This window comes from Yoonia rosea (assembly GCF_900156505.1).
In the GTDB taxonomy this organism is placed as follows: domain Bacteria; phylum Pseudomonadota; class Alphaproteobacteria; order Rhodobacterales; family Rhodobacteraceae; genus Yoonia; species Yoonia rosea.
Genome location: NZ_FTPR01000001.1, coordinates 2,006,749 through 2,023,598 on the forward strand (window position 1 = coordinate 2,006,749; position 16,850 = coordinate 2,023,598).

The following is a 16,850-nucleotide window of genomic DNA, read 5'->3' on the forward strand; positions in this document are numbered from 1 at the left end:
TGACAGCGCCATAAAATGTCCGATACACACCCCTATAGCGTAATTTAATTGCGCGAATTGATTCAGGAGAGCCGCAAATGTCGCAACCGCAAAAAGACCGCCCTTGGCTGTTTCGCACATATGCAGGTCATTCCACAGCCTCTGCCTCGAACGCGCTTTATCGCGGCAATCTTGCCAAAGGCCAGACCGGTCTCTCTGTCGCTTTCGATCTGCCCACCCAAACCGGCTATGACAGCGATCATATCCTCGCCAAAGGCGAAGTGGGCAAAGTCGGCGTGCCTGTCAGCCACCTTGGCGACATGCGCGCGCTGTTCAATAATATCCCGCTGGACCAGATGAACACCTCGATGACGATTAACGCGACAGCGCCCTGGCTCTTGTCGCTCTACATCGCCGTGGCTGAAGAACAGGGTGCCGACGTCAGCGCACTGCAAGGCACAGTCCAGAATGACATCATCAAAGAATACCTGTCACGCGGCACCTATATCTGCCCGCCCGAACCGTCCCTGCGTATGATCACAGATGTGGCCGCTTATACCCGCGAACATCTGCCGAAATGGAACCCGATGAATGTGTGTTCCTATCATCTGCAAGAGGCCGGCGCGACACCGGAAGAGGAATTGGCTTTCGCTTTGGCGACGGCGACCGCCGTATTGGACGATCTCAAAGGCAAAGTGCCGGCCGCGCATTTCCCTGCAATGGTGGGCCGCATTTCATTTTTCGTGAATGCCGGCATCCGTTTCGTGACCGAGCTTTGCAAAATGCGCGCGTTCGTCGAATTATGGGACGAGATTTGCGCCACCCGCTATGGCGTTGAAGATGCCAAATATCGTCGTTTCCGCTATGGCGTGCAGGTCAATTCACTGGGGCTGACCGAACAGCAGCCCGAAAATAACGTGTACCGTATTCTGCTGGAAACACTAGCTGTGACGCTTTCGAAAAACGCCCGCGCCCGCGCCGTGCAATTGCCCGCATGGAACGAAGCATTGGGCTTGCCGCGCCCTTGGGACCAACAATGGTCACTGCGCATGCAACAGATTCTGGCTTATGAAACGGATCTTCTGGAATTCGATGATCTTTTTGATGGTAATCCCGCCATTGATCGCAAGGTGAATGAACTCAAAGATGGCGCGCGTGCCGAATTGGCCCAAATTGACCGAATGGGCGGTGCGGTTGGCGCAATCGGCTACATGAAATCGCGACTTGTCGAAAGTAATGCAGCGCGTATTGCCGGAATTGAAAAAGGCGACACAACAGTTGTCGGTGTCAATAAATGGCAGGCTGGTGAACCTTCGCCGCTCACTGCTGGCGAAGATGCGATTATGGTGTCGGACCCAGAAGCCGAGGCCGATCAGTTACGGCGCCTCGCGCAATGGAAAGCCGACCGTGACGCAGGTGCCGTGAAAGAAGCGCTCGCCGCGCTCCGCGCTGCTGCCAAAGACGGCAGTAACATCATGCCCCCCTCCATCGCCTGTGCGCGGTCGGGTGTCACGACGGGCGAATGGGCCGACGTGATCCGCAGCGTGTTTGGCCAATACCGCGCGCCCACCGGCGTCAGCAGCAACCCCTCCAACCGGACCGAAGGCCTCGAGGATTTGCGCGAACAGGTCGATCTGGTCAGCGCGGCGCTCGGCCGTCGTCTGAAATTTCTTGTCGGCAAACCGGGGTTGGACGGTCACTCCAACGGCGCCGAACAAATTGCAGTGCGCGCGCGCGATTGCGGCATGGAAATTGATTACGAAGGCATTCGTTTAACGCCCGAAGAAATTGTGACAGCGGCACAAAATGGCGACGTCCATGTAATCGGACTATCCATTCTATCGGGGTCCCATATTCCTTTGGTCCGCGATGTCATGACACGTCTGCAAATGGCAGGCATATCCCATATCCCGGTCATTGCCGGCGGCATTATTCCAGAAGATGACGCAACTGAATTGCGGGCAATGGGTGTTGCGCGGGTGTATACGCCAAAAGATTTTGAATTGAACAAAATCATGAATGACATCGTAACTTTGGTCGACCCGCGATCGGTGGCGGCGGAATAAAGCCGAAACGATATGCTTTTGGATAGGCTCGTGCGATTTCAAGATACTGTGTGAATAATCCTGTGGTATTTGCACGGCAGCGAATTGGAGTAATGCACATGAATCCTGATCTGAAATCAATGACTCGAAAAGAGCTTGAAAAACTACAAGCCAGAGTTGAAAAAGCCCTGGCGCGGGTGACAGAAAACGAAAAGAAAGCCGCGCGCGCAGCGGCAGAGAAAGCAGCGGCAGCCCATGGGTTTTCGCTTGCAGAGATCACTGGCACCGCGCCTGCGATAAGAGGGCCCAAACCCAAGTCCGGCCCCAAAGCTACATCCCCGGCGAAATACAAGAACCCCTCTGATCCAACGCAAACCTGGACGGGCAAAGGACGCCAGCCGCAGTGGTTCAAAGCGGCAATCAAGGCGGGTACCTCGCCTGACAACATGGAAGCCTAGCTTCCCTCGGTGCCATGCCCTGCATAGACTGAGCGGACAGACACAGGAGGCTGACATGACCATCCACATCGGCGCCGAAAAGGGCGACATTGCACCGACCGTTCTGATGCCGGGCGATCCGTATCGCGCCAAATGGGCGGCAGAGACTTTCCTGAAAGATATGCGCTGCATCAATCAGGTGCGTGGTATGCTCGGATTTACGGGGACATGGAACGGCCATAGGGTGACGATCCAGGGGTCCGGCATGGGGATGCCGTCGCTTTCAATTTATGCGAACGAATTGATCAAAGACTATGACGTGCAAACCTTGATCCGTATCGGATCGTGCGGCGGTATGCAGAAGCACGTCGGCATTCGCGATGTGATCTTGGCCATGACAACCTCGACACTCTCGACGCCATCTCGCGGGATCTTCAAGGAACTCAATTTTGCGCCCTGCGCCGACTACCAGCTGCTTTCGGCTGCTCATGACGCGGCAAAAGCCAAGGGCGTGCCAACCCATGTCGGCGGGATCTATTCATCAGATGTATTCTATGACGAACGCCCGGACCTGAACGAGCAAATGATCCGGCATGGTATTCTGGGCGTGGAGATGGAGGCCGCTGAACTCTACAACCTTGCAGCCCGCTATGGACGGCGCGCTTTGGCGGTCCTGACGGTCAGTGATCACCTGATTACCCATGAAGCGCTTCCCGCAGAGGATCGTGAAAGATCTTTTGGAGATATGGTCGAAATCGCCTTGGCCGCAGCTTTCGCATAGAATGTCTGGATAAGGGGGCTTTGCCCCCGGCCCTGCGGGCCTCCCCCAGGATATTTTCGGGCCAATAATAACGGATGATTAACCAAGACGTGTGATGATGAAATCGCGGCACAGGCGGGGACGCCGATGACCGTGGCCGGTAATAACCGGAAGGGCTCGCCTCATACATGGCGGGCCCTTTTTATGTATTACTGGCGTGAAAATATCCTCGGGGGGAGCGTCAGCGGGGGGCAGACAGCCCCCCTACAAGCTTTCGTTCAGACAGTACGTTCGACCATCATGCCCTTGATGTGCGCGATCGCAGCGGCTGGGTTCAGACCCTTGGGGCATGTTTTCGCACAGTTCATGATCGTGTGGCAGCGATAGAGTTTGAAGGGGTCTTCAAGCTGGTCCAACCGCTCACCTGTCGCCTCGTCACGGCTGTCAATGATCCAGCGGTAGGCGTGCAAGAGCGCGGCTGGCCCCAGATAGCGGTCACCGTTCCACCAGTAGGAGGGACATGAGGTCGAGCAGGATGCGCACATCACGCATTCATAGAGACCGTCCAGCTTTTTGCGGTCCTCGATGGACTGGCGCCATTCCTTTGCAGGGCGGTTCGTTTTCGTTTCAAGCCACGGCATGATGCTCGCGTGCTGCGCGTAGAAATGCGTCAGATCAGGGATCAGGTCCTTGATGACCGGCATATGCGGCAGCGGGTAAATCTTTACGTCGCCCTTGATCTCATCCATGCCGTAAATACAGGCCAGCGTGTTGATCCCATCGATGTTCATCGCGCAGGATCCACAGATCCCCTCACGGCAAGACCGGCGGAATGTCAGCGTCGGATCTATCTCGTTCTTGATCTTGATCAGCGCATCCAGAACCATCGGGCCGCAGTTATCCATATCAATGAAATATGTATCCAGCTGCGGATTCTTGCCGTCATCAGGGTTCCAGCGATAGACCTGCACTTTGCGCAGATTCGTTGCGCCCTCTGGCTTGGGCCAGGTCTTGCCCACTTTCATGCGGGAGTTCTTGGGAAGTGTCAGTTGTACCATTTTTCGTTCCTTCCGTCAGGGCTTGCGCCCGAATACCTTTAGATCGCGCGTAGACGCGGCGGCCGAGTTGGCGCCTCGCCGGTCAGATTCAAGACGCAGCTTTCATAAACCGCGATCGGGTCAAGCCCGCGCATCGCATCGACGCTGATGCTGAGTGTACCGCTGGTCCGTAGTCCGCTCTCGCTATTCGCGCCAATGCCCAGATCAATCTCTGGTCCCTGTGCGGCGCGCGCACGTTCTTCACAGCGCTCCGCTGCCCGTTCAGGTGTCATCGGCGTACAGGCCGCAGCCAGCAATACAGACCACAAGAGTGCAGCCCGGATCATAGATTTACCCCGAGCGAATTGTTGACTGTGCAGCGCACCGTGTCTGGACGCTGCGCAATCTCGACAATCAAATCTGTCGTCGCGTCATTGGCCCCAACCACAGCCCCCTGCGCGATCTGTATGATCTCACCAGATGAGGCATTGTCGATGATACAGTCCGTCAGCGGACGTGCATCAACGCCCGGGAAGCGTGCCTGCACCGCGTTATTCACGACACCTTTTGCCGCGTCACGGGCCAGCATGTCGCCTGTTGGACCGAGGTCCTGCATACAACCCGCGAGCACCGCCACCGCGCCAAATGTTGCCAACCACCGCATCAGAATGTCCGTTCTTTCGGCGCAATCTTGGCCTCCGAGATACCGCCTTCGGCCTCGGTTGTCAGACCCGCCGTGATTACGGGACGGTAGCTCAGCTTTACCTTCGCACCATCCACATGGCTGATCGTATGCACCCGCCAGTTCTTGTCATCACGTGTTGCATAATCCTCATGCGCATGCGCGCCGCGACTTTCCTTGCGCGCCTCGGCGCCCACAATGGTGGCCAATGCATTTGGCATCAGGTTGGTCAGCTCCAGCGTTTCCATCAGGTCGCTGTTCCAGACAAGGCTGCGGTCGGTGACAGACAGATCATCCATCTTGCCTGCAATCGCTGTCATCTTCTCGACACCTTCGGCCAGCGTCTTGTCGGTGCGGAACACGGCTGCATCAGCCTGCATCGCCTTTTGCATCTCAAGGCGCAACTCGGCTGTACCGACCGTGCCTTTGGCATGGCGCAGCCCATCAAACCGGTCAAAACAAGCATCAACCGATGCTTGATTCAAAGTCGGGTTCGGCGCGTGGCGATCCACAACCTCACCTGCGCGGATCGCAGCGGCACGGCCAAAGACCACAAGGTCAATCAGGCTGTTTGATCCCAGACGGTTGGCACCATGCACCGATGCACAGCCTGCCTCGCCCACAGCCATCAGGCCGGGCACAACAGCGTTCGGGTCTTTCTTGGTGGGGTTCAGCACCTCACCGTAGTAGTTCGTGGGGATACCGCCCATGTTGTAGTGCACGGTTGGCAGCACAGGGATCGCTTCCTTGGTGACGTCAACGCCTGCAAAGATGCGTGCGCTTTCCGAAATACCCGGCAGACGTTCGGCCAAGGCCTCTTTCGGCAGGTGGTTGAGGTTCAGGTGAATGTGGTCACCATTGGCTCCGACACCGCGGCCTTCGCGGATTTCCATTGTCATACAACGGCTGACGTAGTCACGCGGTGCGAGGTCTTTATAATTGGGTGCGTAACGCTCCATGAAACGTTCGCCTTCGGAGTTGGTCAGATAACCACCCTCGCCGCGCGCACCTTCTGTGATCAGACAACCGGCACCGTAAATGCCGGTCGGGTGGAACTGCACGAATTCCATATCCTGCAAGGGCAGACCCTGACGGGCCACCATGCCGCCACCGTCACCGGTGCAGGTGTGCGCGGATGTGGCCGAGAAATAGGCGCGGCCATAGCCACCGGTCGCCAGTACTACCGTCTTGGCGTTAAAGACATGCATGGTGCCGTCATCCAGCTTCCATGCGATCACACCCTGACAGATGCCGTCGTCGGACATGATCAGATCAAGCGCGAAATATTCGATATAGAATTCAGCCTGCTGTTTCAGCGACTGACCGTAAAGCGTGTGCAGGATCGCGTGGCCAGTGCGGTCGGCGGCAGCACAGGTGCGCTGTACGGGCGGACCTTCGCCGAATTCGGTGGTGTGGCCACCAAAGGGACGCTGATAGATCTTGCCCTCTTCGGTGCGCGAAAACGGCACGCCGTAATGTTCGAGTTCGTACACCGCCTTGGGGGCCTCGCGTGCGAGATACTCCATCGCGTCGGTGTCGCCCAGCCAGTCGGAACCCTTCACAGTGTCATACATATGCCACTGCCAGCTATCAGGGCCCATGTTGCCTAGCGAAGCGGCAATACCGCCCTGTGCGGCCACTGTGTGCGAACGGGTCGGGAAAACCTTGGTGATACAGGCAGTGCGCAAACCTTGTTCCGCAAGACCCAATGTCGCCCGCAGTCCGGCCCCGCCAGCCCCGACGACGATCGCATCATAGGTGTGGGTTTCGTATTCATAAGCAGCCATAGGTAATAAGCTCCGCGCGGATTAAAGGGCGATACGGACGATTGCGAAAATCGCAAAAGCCGCCGCAGCATAGGACAGGCAGATCATGCCGATGATCGCCGCCTTGCGTGCGAAACCATGGACGTAATCCTCGATCAGGGTTTGCACACCCAACCGGTAATGAAAAAAGCCGACCAGCATGGTCAGGATCGCAACAACAGCCGGGAAAGGCCGCTGGTAATAGGCGATCACCTCTTCGTAGGACGACCCCAGAATAGACCCGAAGGTAAAAATAAAGAGTGGCGTCAGGATCAGAAGGGCAACAGATGTCACCATCATCTGCCAGTGATGCTCGGTCCCGGTTTTGGCCGAACCCATGCCGGATGCGCGTTTGCGATCAGTCAAAAAAGCCATATCAGCGCCCCCTTATACAACGATCACGGTGAAGATGGTCAGCAAGACCGACAGCACCATCATCATCTGCGCAGCAAGCTCGGACTTATCAACGTCAAGCATGCGGCCACTGTCCCACACCAGATGGCGCAGGCCACCCAGCAGGTGATACCAAAGCCCCAAGGTCGAGAGCGTCATGACCAGATCACCAAACCAGCTTGTAACAAATCCGTTTGCGGTCGCGAACGCCTCTGGCCCAGATGCTGCGGCAACGAACCACCAGACAATCATCAACGCCGCCACGATGAGTGCGTTGCCGGTAATGCGGACTAGAATTGAGGACATCGACGTCCATTGCGGACGATAGATCGTCAGATGCGGTGAAAGCGGGCGATTGCCCCGGTTCACGTCAGCCATATCAGTTCCCTTCGTTGGCTTTTGTCGTCTGGCAGACGACGCCTTTGGAGTACTTTCTGCACCATTCAAACAGCAGAGTCACGCGCGGCGCACCCACCAAACCGTGAAAAATGGTCGCGCATTGACACCTTTTTTGCATTTGTGATCACACGTTTCTAAACTGTGATCACAAATGTCGTTCTGGGCTCAAACAAGAGTTTAGCCCGCGTCACACCGGCATCAACGCCCAGTAATCCAAATCAAGAAGCACATCCGCGTGATACTTGCCGTCTTCCCCGCGCAGCACCCCCGCCGCGCCTTTGGTTACGACCAATCGCAACCGGATCGCTCCGACGCCCGGCGCATCCGTTTCAGCCACGTCCAGCACCTCTGACCACGCGCGCACTGTGTCGCCTGCAAAACACGGGTTCGCATGCGCCCCACCATTGAGCGCCACAATCATCTGCGCGTTGGCCAGACCATTAAACGACAGCGCCCGCGCGAGCGAGATCACATGCCCCCCGTAGATGAGCCGCTTGCCATCGGCGCGGTTGGTTGCATCAAAATGCACCTTGGCAGTGTTCTGCCACAGACGCGTGGCCAGCATATGCTCGGCCTCTTCAATTGTGACACCATCGACATGGTCAATCACTTCGCCCACAGCATAATCGCGCAAGCGATGCGGCTCACCGGCCAAGGTGAGATCATAATCCTTAAAGGTCAGCCCCTCCGGGATTACCAGATCACCCAGTGCAACAGCCTCCGCCAGCTCAGGGATCACCGTCTGCGGCGCGTCCCCTTCTCCCCGCTTGCGCACCATCACCCAGCGCACATAGCTCAGCACGTCCTCGCCGCGCTGATTACGCCCTGTCGTGCGCACCCAGACCACACCGGATTTCCCGTTCGAGTTCTGTTTGAGGCCAATCACCTCGCTCTGTGACACCAGCGTATCACCCGTATAAACAGGCCGCAGCCAGCGCCCCTCGGCATAGCCCAGATTGGCGACCGCATTCAGTGACACATCCGGTACCGTCTTGCCAAAAACCGTGTGAAACGTGATCAGATCATCAACAGGCGAGCCGGACAAACCGCAGGCACGCGCGAATTCATCCGAGGAATAGAGCGCGCCACGGGCGGGATAAAGCGCATGGTAAAGCGCCCGCTCTCCGCCAGAGACTGTGCGGGGCACAGCGTGGGTAATCACATCACCTACGGTGTAATCCTCGAAAAAGCGGCCTGCGTTCGTCTTGGTCATTGCTTGCCTAACTTCATGTCCGGTGAATAGGGCGTGTCGATCTCTTTCGTCACGGCCTGCCCGCAACGCATGACGCCATTCGCGTGGTCATAGGCATAGGTCGGATCACCATAAAGCTCCCACCCCTTGGACAAAGCCTCGGACACTTTGTGACAAAATGCCGAGGTGTCATCCTCGGTCAACAAACGATAGATTTTCACCTGCTTACCCCCAAGGTGTGACGCCAAGCGCGTAGTGGATACCCATGACCACGACCGTGACGACAACGGTCACGACGACAGCGACGATCTCTTTCTTGAACGGTGCACGTGCGGGGCGCACCCAAGGCCCTTCCTGCGCATTGATCAGCAGGATTTCGACAATCGCCCAAGCGAGCAATCCGCCAAACAGGATAAATGACGGCGTATCGCCATTCACCAGCAAATGCGCTACCGCCCAGATCGAGAAACCCGTCAGCTGCGGATGCCGCACCTTTGTCCCCAGCCAGATTTTCGCGCCCTTTGCGGCACTGGCGGCATAGAAATAGAAGGCCACGACCATCAGCAGATTGTTGATGCCAACCCACATCGGATCACGACCCCAATAAACAGCACCATCAGCTGCGCGATAGCCCAGCACCATCAAAACGACGCTCAGGATGATCGCGACCGCCATCACCGGATAGCCCGCGCCGCCCAGCGCCGTCCGCGCCCCCGGTGCAAGCCGTTTGAACAAATGTGCTGCCCACCAAAGGGCAACGCCAGCGATTAGTAGTGTCATGCCGTCTCCAATGCAGCGATAGCCTCAGCTTTCGCCAACGTCGCCCGCGCCGTGACGATATGCAAGTTCTCAACGATGCGTCCGTCAACGACAGCCACACCCTGCCCTTCGGCTTCGGCCACTTCAAAGGCTTCAATCTGGCGGCGCGCCAGATCAATCTCTTCCTCTGTTGGGCCAAAGGCGGCATTCGCAATCGCCACTTGGGCAGGATGGATCAGGGTCTTCCCATCAAATCCCATATCGCGGCCCTCGGCGCATTCGGCGCGCAAACCGTCCTCGTCCTTGAAGGCATTATAGACACCGTCCAACGCCACAATCCCCGCAGCCTTGGCCGCCAGCAGGCAATGCTGCAAGGCCATCGTCAGCGCCGCACGGGTCCGCGAATTCAGATCCTTCGCCAGATCATTCGTGCCCAGCACAAAGCCCGCAATCCGTGGATGCTTGGCAATGCTTGCGGCATTCAAGACGCCCTCAGGCGTTTCCATCATCGCCCAGATCGGCAGATCGGGGACCAATGCTGCCAGCGCATCCACATCGGTCGGGCCATTCACTTTGGGCAACAGGATCGCGTCACAATCCATCGCCGCAACCGCAGCTGCATCCGCCGCTCCCCATTCCGTATCGAGCCCGTTGATCCGCACGATTTTCAGGCGCGGACCGTAACCACCATCCGCAAGAGCAGCATAAAGCGTGTCCCGCGCCGCGACCTTGGCGTCAGGGGAAACAGCGTCTTCCAGATCAAACAGGATCACATCAACCGGCAGCCCCCGCGCTTTCTCCAAGGCCCGATCTTTGGACCCGGGGATATAGAGGGCGGAGCGGTAAGGGCGGCTGTGCATCGAATCTTCCTCGCAATAATGTTGCGCGGAACAGGCCAGAAATTATCTAATCATTCAAGGATAAATTGCCGCAACGCAGCGACCGGCCCCATCGTTACGGTGTATTAACCAATTCTGCGCATGCTCCCCCGACACTCGATCCCATGACGGATCACCGTGATCCGCTTTGCACAAGGGGAACCAAATGAAACCGATCTTATTCCTGATGTCCTTCGGGATCGCGGCCATGATGCTGTCGGCACAACAGGCACACGCCCAAGGCAACTGCGCAGACCACGCCACGGTCGTTGAACGCCTGGGCGAACGCTATGGCGAAAGCCGCCAATCCATCGGGCTCACCTCCGATAATTCCGTGGTGGAAGTATTTGCATCCATGGACACAGGCTCTTGGACTATCACTATCACCCGCCCCGGCGGCCTGACATGTCTCGCCGCTGCGGGGCAGGCCTACCAATACGTGAATGAACCTTTGGCGAATTTCGACAGCGAGAGCTGAGAACCAGTGGTCCGGCTTAGCTCAAAGCGATCCAGATAAGTCGGACACCTGTCAAAAGCAGCAAGACATAGGTCAGCCCGAAGAACAAACGCTCCGGTATCCAATAGTGGGCCTTCACGCCCAGCCACGCACCAATCAGGGCGAATGGTGCCAGCAAAAGGCTTCCCATCATGGTGTCCCAGCTAAAGATACCCAAAAACGCATAGGGCACCGCCTTCATCCAGTTCACCGCCCAAAAGACAACGACCGTGGTTGCTTGAAACGTTGTCTTGCTCAGGCCCTGTGACAGCAAAAACACCGCAGACGGCGGGCCACCCGCATGGCTGATAAAGCTGGTAAAACCGCTCACCATGCCCGCGATCCATGCAAAAGGCGCGGAAAACGGCATGATCGGGATCTTGAGCCACCCCAAGGCCCGCGCCCATTGAAAAGCAACGAACGCCAGACAAATCGCCCCGATCAACAACCGGAACACATCGGCATCGACCGCGGCATAGAGCCATGCCGCGATGATGCACCCCGGCACTGCCCCGATCATCAATCCCTTGGCGGACGGCCAATGCCACTTGCCCCAATAGGGTTTCAGCGTGGCGGCATCGACGAGCATAAAGAGCGGCAATACAATGCCCAAAGCGGCCCCGGGTGGAACCACCAGCGCCAGAATCGCACCACCGACAAAGGCCGCACCCGACCCGAAACCGGCCTTGGACATGCCACCAAAGATGATTGCGGGGATGCCCACCGCGAAAAATTGCCATCCGAATTCAATCACGTAAGCAGTCCAAAATATCCATCATTCCAGCATCGTTAGCGCCAACCACGCCGGTTGGCTACTGTGCTGACCGTGATGCCGCGATGCAGCACTCTTGCGCGCGCGGCTGCAAAGCCTTACCCAAAGCGCCGAAAGCCAAATCACCAAAGGACCTGTTTCAATGGCCAGACCCAAGATTGCCCTTATCGGCGCCGGACAGATCGGCGGCACGCTCGCGCACCTCGCAGCTGTCAAAGAACTCGGCGATGTTGTTCTCTTCGATATCGCAGAGGGCATCCCCCAAGGTAAGGCGCTTGATATCGCCGAGAGCGGCCCTGCCGCGAAATTCGACGGCAGCTTCAAAGGCGCCAACAGCTATGAAGATATCGCAGGCGCTGATGTTTGCATCGTCACCGCCGGTGTGGCCCGCAAACCCGGCATGAGCCGTGATGACCTGCTGGGCATCAACCTCAAAGTCATGAAATCCGTTGGCGAAGGCATCGCAGCCCATGCGCCGAACGCGTTCGTGATCTGCATCACCAATCCGCTGGACGCGATGGTCTGGGCGCTGCGCGAATTCTCCGGCCTGCCCCACCACATGGTTTGCGGCATGGCAGGTGTGCTTGATAGCGCCCGCTTCCGTCACTTCCTTGCCGAAGAATTCAACGTCTCCATGCGCGACGTCACAGCCTTCGTTCTGGGCGGCCACGGCGACACAATGGTGCCGCTGACACGCTATTCCACAGTTGCCGGCATCCCTCTGCCCGATCTGGTCGATATGGGCTGGACCACACAAGACAAACTCGATGCGATCGTGCAGCGCACACGCGACGGCGGTGCCGAAATCGTTGGCCTGCTGAAAACCGGCTCTGCCTTCTACGCGCCCGCCACCTCCGCAATCGAAATGGCCGAGGCCTTCCTGAAGGACCAAAAGCGTCTGCTGCCATGTGCCGCCCATGTTGATGGCGCATACGGCCTGAACGGTTTCTATGTTGGTGTCCCCACCATCATCGGCGCAGGCGGCGTTGAACGCGTCGTCGAAATCAAGATGAACAAAGAAGAGCAGGCGATGTTCGACAAATCTGTCGACGCCGTCAAAGGCCTTGTCGAAGCCTGTATCGGGATCGACGCCAGCCTCGCGTAAGCGGTCTGCACATTCATGATGCGAAGGGCTGCCCTACCGGGCGGCCCTTTTTATTTCTGCAGATAGTCCGTTACATGGGTCTTGTTGGTTGCCAGCCAGTTATCAATGGCCTGCGGACTTGCGTCTGCAACCTGTCCTGCAAAATACCGTGCCACAACAGGCCCCGGATCAAAGGCCCGGTCATCCCAAAGCCCGCGTTCCACCAAGGCCTTGATGGTTGGTGCATCAACAGATTTCAGACGGTGATAGAGACCTTCCGCCAACTGCGGTGCCGCCATTAACGCCTCTGCCTGCCGCCGCCGGTGATCTGACGGTGGCATCCCGTCATCTTCGTTCAGTGCCTGAATCATCCGTGACAGTTTGTAGAACCAGTAGTGTGGCGTCAGACCTTCGAAATGCAAAAGCTCCAGCACCTCGTTTCTCGCACGTGTGCTGACAACCTCTTGTGCTGGCTTGGGCCATCTTGGACGGTGGATCGACATATGCAGCCCGCGCCCCGTCCGCACAAAGGCTTTGCCCTGTGCATGCCCCGTCAGCCCCCGGTTGGTCATCTTGAAATCCGCACCAAAGACCGCCGCCCCCCGCTTGGCGGGTCCCTGAAACGGACGCCGGAACGCACCATCAAAAAGGCCCGCACCGACCTTGCCCATCGGGTGGACACGTTCTGCAACGCCCAGAATGAAACATTCGGTCTCGGCCTCAATCCCGGCCAGGATATCCACCACAGGCATGGCCGCGCGCAGATATTCATCCGCGTCACAATGCAAAATCCAATCCGCTGCTGTGCGCTGATAGGCATCCTGCGCATTGCGCACCTGCCGGATCTCATGGCGATGCGGGCGCGGTTTTCCAAAGCGTTGCCAATGCGCTGCGTCATAGGCCACCACCGTCACCTGCGGCAAATGGGTAAAATCAACCGATCCCGCCGCAGACGGGCGATCAAAATACAAAAATACTTCAGACGCGCCCAACGACAGGTGCCAAGCCACAAAGGCCTGCAATAACGCAGGTGGTTCATCGACGGTGGCGACGACCGCCCAAGATGGCGTTTGGGTTAACATCGGCACGTTGCTACCATAGTCACGAATCTTTCAAAATGGATTAAACAGACACAATCTGAGCGTGACCTGCCTTTTGTGATCACAGATTTTTTTACTGTGATCACAAATGTTCGATTTTCCTCTGATTTCCGATTTTTCGCTTATATAGCGCAGATTTTCCATGTTTAGGTGCCGCAACCGAAGCCAAATTGGAATTGTCTTATGAACATTCACGAATATCAGGCCAAAGCCTTGCTGCGCAGCTATGGCGCGCCCGTCTCTGATGGCCGCCCCGTCACCCGCGCCGAGGATGCCAAAACCGCTGCAGGCGAACTTGATGGCCCGCTGTGGGTTGTCAAAGCCCAGATCCACGCCGGTGGCCGCGGTAAAGGCAAATTCAAAGAAGCCGACGCCGGCGAAGCTGGCGGTGTGCGTCTGGCCAAATCGGTCGAAGAGGCTGCACAAGAGGCCAAGAAGATGCTGGGCCGCACATTGGTCACGCACCAGACCGGCCCTGCAGGCAAGCAGGTCAACCGCATCTACATCGAAGACGGCTCAGGCATCGAGACAGAAATGTACCTCGCCCTGCTGGTCGATCGTCAAACCAGCCGCATCGGTTTTGTCGTCTCGACCGAAGGCGGCATGGATATCGAAGAAGTGGCCGAGAACACGCCTGAGAAAATCCTCAACTTCACCGTTGATCCCGCAACGGGCTATCAGCCGTTCCATGGTCGCCGCGTTGCTTTCGCACTGGGCCTGAAAGGCAACCAGATCAAGCAGTGCGTGGCACTGATGGGCAACCTCTACCGCGCGTTCACCGAAAAAGACATGGAGATGCTGGAAATCAACCCGCTGATCGTCACAGACGGCGGTGATCTCAAGGTACTCGACGCCAAGGTCGCCTTTGACGGCAACGCCATCTACCGCCACGCCGATATCGCCGCCCTGCGCGACGAAACCGAAGAAGACCCCAAGGAACTGGCGGCCTCGAAATTCGACCTGAACTATATCGCGCTCGACGGTGAAATCGGTTGCATGGTCAACGGTGCAGGCCTTGCCATGGCGACGATGGACATCATCAAGCTTTACGGGGCCGAACCTGCCAACTTCCTTGACGTGGGCGGCGGCGCGACGAAAGAAAAAGTCACCGAGGCGTTCAAGATCATCACCTCCGACCCCAACGTCAAAGGCATCCTCGTGAACATCTTCGGCGGCATCATGCGCTGTGACGTCATCGCCGAAGGCGTGATCGCGGCCGTGAAAGAGGTTGGCCTGCAGGTGCCACTGGTTGTGCGCCTTGAAGGGACGAATGTGGAAAAAGGCAAAGAGATCATCCAGAACTCCGGCCTTGATGTGATCGCAGCGGACGACCTGAAAGATGGCGCGCAGAAGATCGTGAAAGCCGTCAAAGGGTAATCCCGCAGGGTGGGTGCAACCCACGCGATGCAAAGATTTTAAGGAGCCACCAACATGGCCATTCTCGTAAACGAAAACACCAAAGTGATCTGTCAGGGCCTTACCGGTTCACAGGGCACATTCCACTCCGAGCAAGCGATTGCCTACGGCACCAAAATGGTCGGCGGCGTGACCCCCGGCAAAGGCGGTCAGACCCACCTCGACCTGCCGATCTTCAACTCGGTGCATGAAGCCAAACATGTGACCGAGGCCAACGCCTCTGTCATCTACGTGCCGCCGCCCTTTGCGGCTGACTCGATCCTCGAAGCGATTGACGCCGAAATGGAACTGATCATCTGTATCACCGAAGGCATCCCCGTGCTTGACATGATGCGCGTGAAGAAAGCGCTGGAAGGATCGACATCGCGCCTCATCGGGCCAAACTGCCCGGGCGTCATCACGCCTGATGCGTGCAAAATCGGCATCATGCCCGGCCATATCCACAAGCGCGGCTCGGTCGGCGTTGTGTCGCGTTCCGGCACCCTGACTTATGAGGCCGTAAAACAGACATCCGACAGCGGCTTGGGCCAGTCCACCGCCGTCGGTATCGGCGGCGACCCCATCAAAGGGACTGAGCATATCGACGTGCTGGATATGTTCCTTGATGACGACGAAACGCATTCGATCATCATGATCGGCGAAATCGGCGGATCAGCCGAGGAGGAAGCCGCCGAATTCCTGACCCAGCAGAAGAAAAAAGGCCGCTGGAAGCCAACAGCCGGTTTCATCGCAGGCCGCACAGCGCCTCCGGGCCGCCGCATGGGCCACGCCGGTGCGATCGTCGCGGGCGGCAAGGGCGACGCAGAAAGCAAGATCGAAGCGATGAAATCCGCGGGGATCGTGGTCGCGGATAGCCCAGCGACGCTGGGCGAGGCTGTCCTCAAGGCGATTGGGTAAGCCGCCAGCGGCGAAGGAGTGAAAATTTGGTTCTCGTCTGCCACAGTAAAGAATTGGTTTACTTAAAGACCAACAAGACTGCAGGAACATCCGTTGAGATGTTCCTGCAATCGGCACTGTCTGGTCAAAAAGTAAGCGAGAAACAACACTCCTCCATCGACGGTGATCTCATTGTCGGGCATCGGCTCTTGTCCAAGAAAGAGCAGACCAAAGACGACATGACTTGGTACCCTCATATGACTGCGGAAAAGGTCTGCGCGGCTTTGGGAAGCGACAAGTTCGAGAGTTATCTCAAGGTCGCGTGCGTGCGTAATCCGTATGACCTGGTGATATCACGGTTTCATTGGAACAACACGCGGTTAGGTATCTCACACAAGGGCGATGATCACGCCAAAGTACGCGCTGCATTCGAAAAATTTCTCCTTGGTGCAGAGTTTACAAACAGCGCCGACGTGGTTTTCATAGGGGACCGCTTTGTACCAGATGTTCTAATCAGGTTCGAAGAATTAGTCGCTGACCTTCAAACACTATGTAGCCGGCTAGGCATCTCATTCGCCCCCCAGCACCTACCGTTGACAAAAAATACCAAGCCGCAACGTGGCGAGATGAGGGTTGCTGACTACTACACAGATAAAACATGCGATCTAGTACAGGATAAGTTTGAATGGTTGTTTCAATATGCCAACTACGAAACTGCTATTCCTCTTAGCTCCTGAACG

20 protein-coding genes are annotated in these 16,850 nt (G+C 57.2%); 8 read left to right on the forward strand and 12 right to left on the reverse strand.

Going from position 1 to position 16,850, the window contains the following annotated elements; all coding sequences use genetic code 11:
* The first annotated feature begins 77 nt into the window (after nucleotides 1-77).
* From B0B09_RS09995 to deoD, 3 genes are read left to right on the forward strand one after another with little or no spacing between them, the layout of a single operon-like run.
* Nucleotides 78-2,045: an ethylmalonyl-CoA mutase gene (locus tag B0B09_RS09995; RefSeq protein ID WP_076659425.1), complete on the forward strand. Its 1,968-nt coding sequence runs from the start codon at nucleotides 78-80 to the stop codon at nucleotides 2,043-2,045.
* A gap of 50 nt (nucleotides 2,046-2,095) precedes the next feature.
* Complete coding sequence (locus B0B09_RS10000) at nucleotides 2,096-2,482, forward strand: H-NS histone family protein (RefSeq protein WP_375342216.1); 387 nt, start codon at nucleotides 2,096-2,098, stop codon at nucleotides 2,480-2,482.
* Nucleotides 2,483-2,537: 55 nt separating this feature from the next.
* Complete coding sequence (deoD, locus tag B0B09_RS10005; RefSeq protein ID WP_076659427.1) at nucleotides 2,538-3,242, forward strand: purine-nucleoside phosphorylase; 705 nt, start codon at nucleotides 2,538-2,540, stop codon at nucleotides 3,240-3,242.
* A gap of 257 nt (nucleotides 3,243-3,499) precedes the next feature.
* Here deoD and B0B09_RS10010 read toward each other — a convergent pair whose 3' ends face one another.
* The 10 genes from B0B09_RS10010 to B0B09_RS10055 all read right to left on the reverse strand — a co-directional run bounded on the left by B0B09_RS10010 (nucleotide 3,500) and on the right by B0B09_RS10055 (nucleotide 10,348).
* On the reverse strand, nucleotides 3,500-4,279 hold the full coding sequence (locus B0B09_RS10010) for a succinate dehydrogenase iron-sulfur subunit (protein WP_055293796.1): 780 nt from the start codon (nucleotides 4,277-4,279) through the stop codon (nucleotides 3,500-3,502).
* A 38-nt stretch (nucleotides 4,280-4,317) separates the two neighbouring features.
* The gene (locus tag B0B09_RS10015; protein ID WP_084190776.1) at nucleotides 4,318-4,605 is read right to left on the reverse strand and encodes a hypothetical protein; all 288 of its coding nucleotides are present in this window, start codon (nucleotides 4,603-4,605) and stop codon (nucleotides 4,318-4,320) included.
* Nucleotides 4,602-4,922 (reverse strand): hypothetical protein, encoded by a 321-nt coding sequence (locus tag B0B09_RS10020; protein WP_055293792.1) that lies wholly within the window; start codon nucleotides 4,920-4,922, stop codon nucleotides 4,602-4,604. The genes B0B09_RS10015 and B0B09_RS10020 overlap by 4 nt, the downstream gene beginning before the upstream one ends.
* Complete coding sequence (gene sdhA, locus B0B09_RS10025) at nucleotides 4,922-6,727, reverse strand: succinate dehydrogenase flavoprotein subunit (protein ID WP_076659428.1); 1,806 nt, start codon at nucleotides 6,725-6,727, stop codon at nucleotides 4,922-4,924. Before sdhA ends, B0B09_RS10020 begins: the two co-directional genes overlap by 1 nt.
* A 21-nt stretch (nucleotides 6,728-6,748) precedes the next feature.
* On the reverse strand, nucleotides 6,749-7,120 hold the full coding sequence (gene sdhD, locus B0B09_RS10030; protein ID WP_055293788.1) for a succinate dehydrogenase, hydrophobic membrane anchor protein: 372 nt from the start codon (nucleotides 7,118-7,120) through the stop codon (nucleotides 6,749-6,751).
* 12 nt (nucleotides 7,121-7,132) lie between these two features.
* On the reverse strand, nucleotides 7,133-7,516 hold the full coding sequence (gene sdhC, locus B0B09_RS10035; protein WP_055293786.1) for a succinate dehydrogenase, cytochrome b556 subunit: 384 nt from the start codon (nucleotides 7,514-7,516) through the stop codon (nucleotides 7,133-7,135).
* Between the two features lie 208 nt (nucleotides 7,517-7,724).
* Entirely contained in the window at nucleotides 7,725-8,750 is a 1,026-nt protein-coding gene (locus B0B09_RS10040; RefSeq protein ID WP_076659429.1) for a MaoC family dehydratase, read from the reverse strand.
* The gene (locus tag B0B09_RS10045; RefSeq protein ID WP_055293782.1) at nucleotides 8,747-8,950 is read right to left on the reverse strand and encodes a DUF1737 domain-containing protein; all 204 of its coding nucleotides are present in this window, start codon (nucleotides 8,948-8,950) and stop codon (nucleotides 8,747-8,749) included. The genes B0B09_RS10040 and B0B09_RS10045 overlap by 4 nt, the downstream gene beginning before the upstream one ends.
* A gap of 4 nt (nucleotides 8,951-8,954) precedes the next feature.
* Nucleotides 8,955-9,509 (reverse strand): NnrU family protein, encoded by a 555-nt coding sequence (locus B0B09_RS10050; RefSeq protein ID WP_076659430.1) that lies wholly within the window; start codon nucleotides 9,507-9,509, stop codon nucleotides 8,955-8,957.
* Complete coding sequence (locus B0B09_RS10055) at nucleotides 9,506-10,348, reverse strand: HpcH/HpaI aldolase/citrate lyase family protein (protein ID WP_076659431.1); 843 nt, start codon at nucleotides 10,346-10,348, stop codon at nucleotides 9,506-9,508. Before B0B09_RS10055 ends, B0B09_RS10050 begins: the two co-directional genes overlap by 4 nt.
* 184 nt (nucleotides 10,349-10,532) lie before the next feature.
* Here B0B09_RS10055 and B0B09_RS10060 point away from each other — a divergent pair, with 184 nt between their 5' ends.
* Nucleotides 10,533-10,844: a hypothetical protein gene (locus B0B09_RS10060; RefSeq protein ID WP_076659432.1), complete on the forward strand. Its 312-nt coding sequence runs from the start codon at nucleotides 10,533-10,535 to the stop codon at nucleotides 10,842-10,844.
* A 16-nt stretch (nucleotides 10,845-10,860) separates the two neighbouring features.
* On the opposite strand, the gene B0B09_RS10065 is transcribed toward B0B09_RS10060, so the two are convergent.
* Nucleotides 10,861-11,616: a sulfite exporter TauE/SafE family protein gene (locus B0B09_RS10065; RefSeq protein WP_076659433.1), complete on the reverse strand. Its 756-nt coding sequence runs from the start codon at nucleotides 11,614-11,616 to the stop codon at nucleotides 10,861-10,863.
* 160 nt (nucleotides 11,617-11,776) lie between these two features.
* Between B0B09_RS10065 and mdh the strand changes: the two genes are divergently transcribed.
* Nucleotides 11,777-12,739: a malate dehydrogenase gene (mdh, locus tag B0B09_RS10070; protein ID WP_055293772.1), complete on the forward strand. Its 963-nt coding sequence runs from the start codon at nucleotides 11,777-11,779 to the stop codon at nucleotides 12,737-12,739.
* 50 nt (nucleotides 12,740-12,789) lie between these two features.
* Here mdh and B0B09_RS10075 read toward each other — a convergent pair whose 3' ends face one another.
* On the reverse strand, nucleotides 12,790-13,800 hold the full coding sequence (locus tag B0B09_RS10075; RefSeq protein WP_076659434.1) for a glycosyltransferase family protein: 1,011 nt from the start codon (nucleotides 13,798-13,800) through the stop codon (nucleotides 12,790-12,792).
* A 201-nt stretch (nucleotides 13,801-14,001) separates the two neighbouring features.
* Here B0B09_RS10075 and sucC point away from each other — a divergent pair, with 201 nt between their 5' ends.
* From sucC to B0B09_RS10090, 3 genes are read left to right on the forward strand one after another with little or no spacing between them, the layout of a single operon-like run.
* The gene (sucC, locus tag B0B09_RS10080) at nucleotides 14,002-15,195 is read left to right on the forward strand and encodes an ADP-forming succinate--CoA ligase subunit beta (protein WP_055293768.1); all 1,194 of its coding nucleotides are present in this window, start codon (nucleotides 14,002-14,004) and stop codon (nucleotides 15,193-15,195) included.
* Nucleotides 15,196-15,249: 54 nt separating this feature from the next.
* Nucleotides 15,250-16,131 (forward strand): succinate--CoA ligase subunit alpha, encoded by an 882-nt coding sequence (sucD, locus tag B0B09_RS10085; protein WP_076659435.1) that lies wholly within the window; start codon nucleotides 15,250-15,252, stop codon nucleotides 16,129-16,131.
* Between the two features lie 26 nt (nucleotides 16,132-16,157).
* A complete protein-coding gene (locus B0B09_RS10090) occupies nucleotides 16,158-16,847 on the forward strand; it encodes a hypothetical protein (protein ID WP_076659436.1) in 690 nt (229 codons plus the stop codon).
* The last annotated feature ends 3 nt before the right edge of the window (nucleotides 16,848-16,850 follow it).

Excerpts from the sequence above, each read along its gene's own strand:
- B0B09_RS09995 (WP_076659425.1), top strand. The coding sequence starts at position 78 with ATGTCGCAACCGCAAAAAGACCGCCCTTGGCTGTTTCGCACATATGCA.
- deoD (WP_076659427.1), top strand. The coding sequence starts at position 2,538 with ATGACCATCCACATCGGCGCCGAAAAGGGCGACATTGCACCGACCGTT.
- B0B09_RS10010 (WP_055293796.1), bottom strand. The coding sequence starts at position 4,279 with ATGGTACAACTGACACTTCCCAAGAACTCCCGCATGAAAGTGGGCAAG.
- B0B09_RS10015 (WP_084190776.1), bottom strand. The coding sequence starts at position 4,605 with ATGATCCGGGCTGCACTCTTGTGGTCTGTATTGCTGGCTGCGGCCTGT.
- B0B09_RS10020 (WP_055293792.1), bottom strand. The coding sequence starts at position 4,922 with ATGCGGTGGTTGGCAACATTTGGCGCGGTGGCGGTGCTCGCGGGTTGT.
- sdhA (WP_076659428.1), bottom strand. The coding sequence starts at position 6,727 with ATGGCTGCTTATGAATACGAAACCCACACCTATGATGCGATCGTCGTC.
- sdhD (WP_055293788.1), bottom strand. The coding sequence starts at position 7,120 with ATGGCTTTTTTGACTGATCGCAAACGCGCATCCGGCATGGGTTCGGCC.
- sdhC (WP_055293786.1), bottom strand. The coding sequence starts at position 7,516 with ATGGCTGACGTGAACCGGGGCAATCGCCCGCTTTCACCGCATCTGACG.
- B0B09_RS10040 (WP_076659429.1), bottom strand. The coding sequence starts at position 8,750 with ATGACCAAGACGAACGCAGGCCGCTTTTTCGAGGATTACACCGTAGGT.
- B0B09_RS10050 (WP_076659430.1), bottom strand. The coding sequence starts at position 9,509 with ATGACACTACTAATCGCTGGCGTTGCCCTTTGGTGGGCAGCACATTTG.
- B0B09_RS10055 (WP_076659431.1), bottom strand. The coding sequence starts at position 10,348 with ATGCACAGCCGCCCTTACCGCTCCGCCCTCTATATCCCCGGGTCCAAA.
- B0B09_RS10060 (WP_076659432.1), top strand. The coding sequence starts at position 10,533 with ATGAAACCGATCTTATTCCTGATGTCCTTCGGGATCGCGGCCATGATG.
- mdh (WP_055293772.1), top strand. The coding sequence starts at position 11,777 with ATGGCCAGACCCAAGATTGCCCTTATCGGCGCCGGACAGATCGGCGGC.
- B0B09_RS10075 (WP_076659434.1), bottom strand. The coding sequence starts at position 13,800 with ATGTTAACCCAAACGCCATCTTGGGCGGTCGTCGCCACCGTCGATGAA.
- sucC (WP_055293768.1), top strand. The coding sequence starts at position 14,002 with ATGAACATTCACGAATATCAGGCCAAAGCCTTGCTGCGCAGCTATGGC.
- sucD (WP_076659435.1), top strand. The coding sequence starts at position 15,250 with ATGGCCATTCTCGTAAACGAAAACACCAAAGTGATCTGTCAGGGCCTT.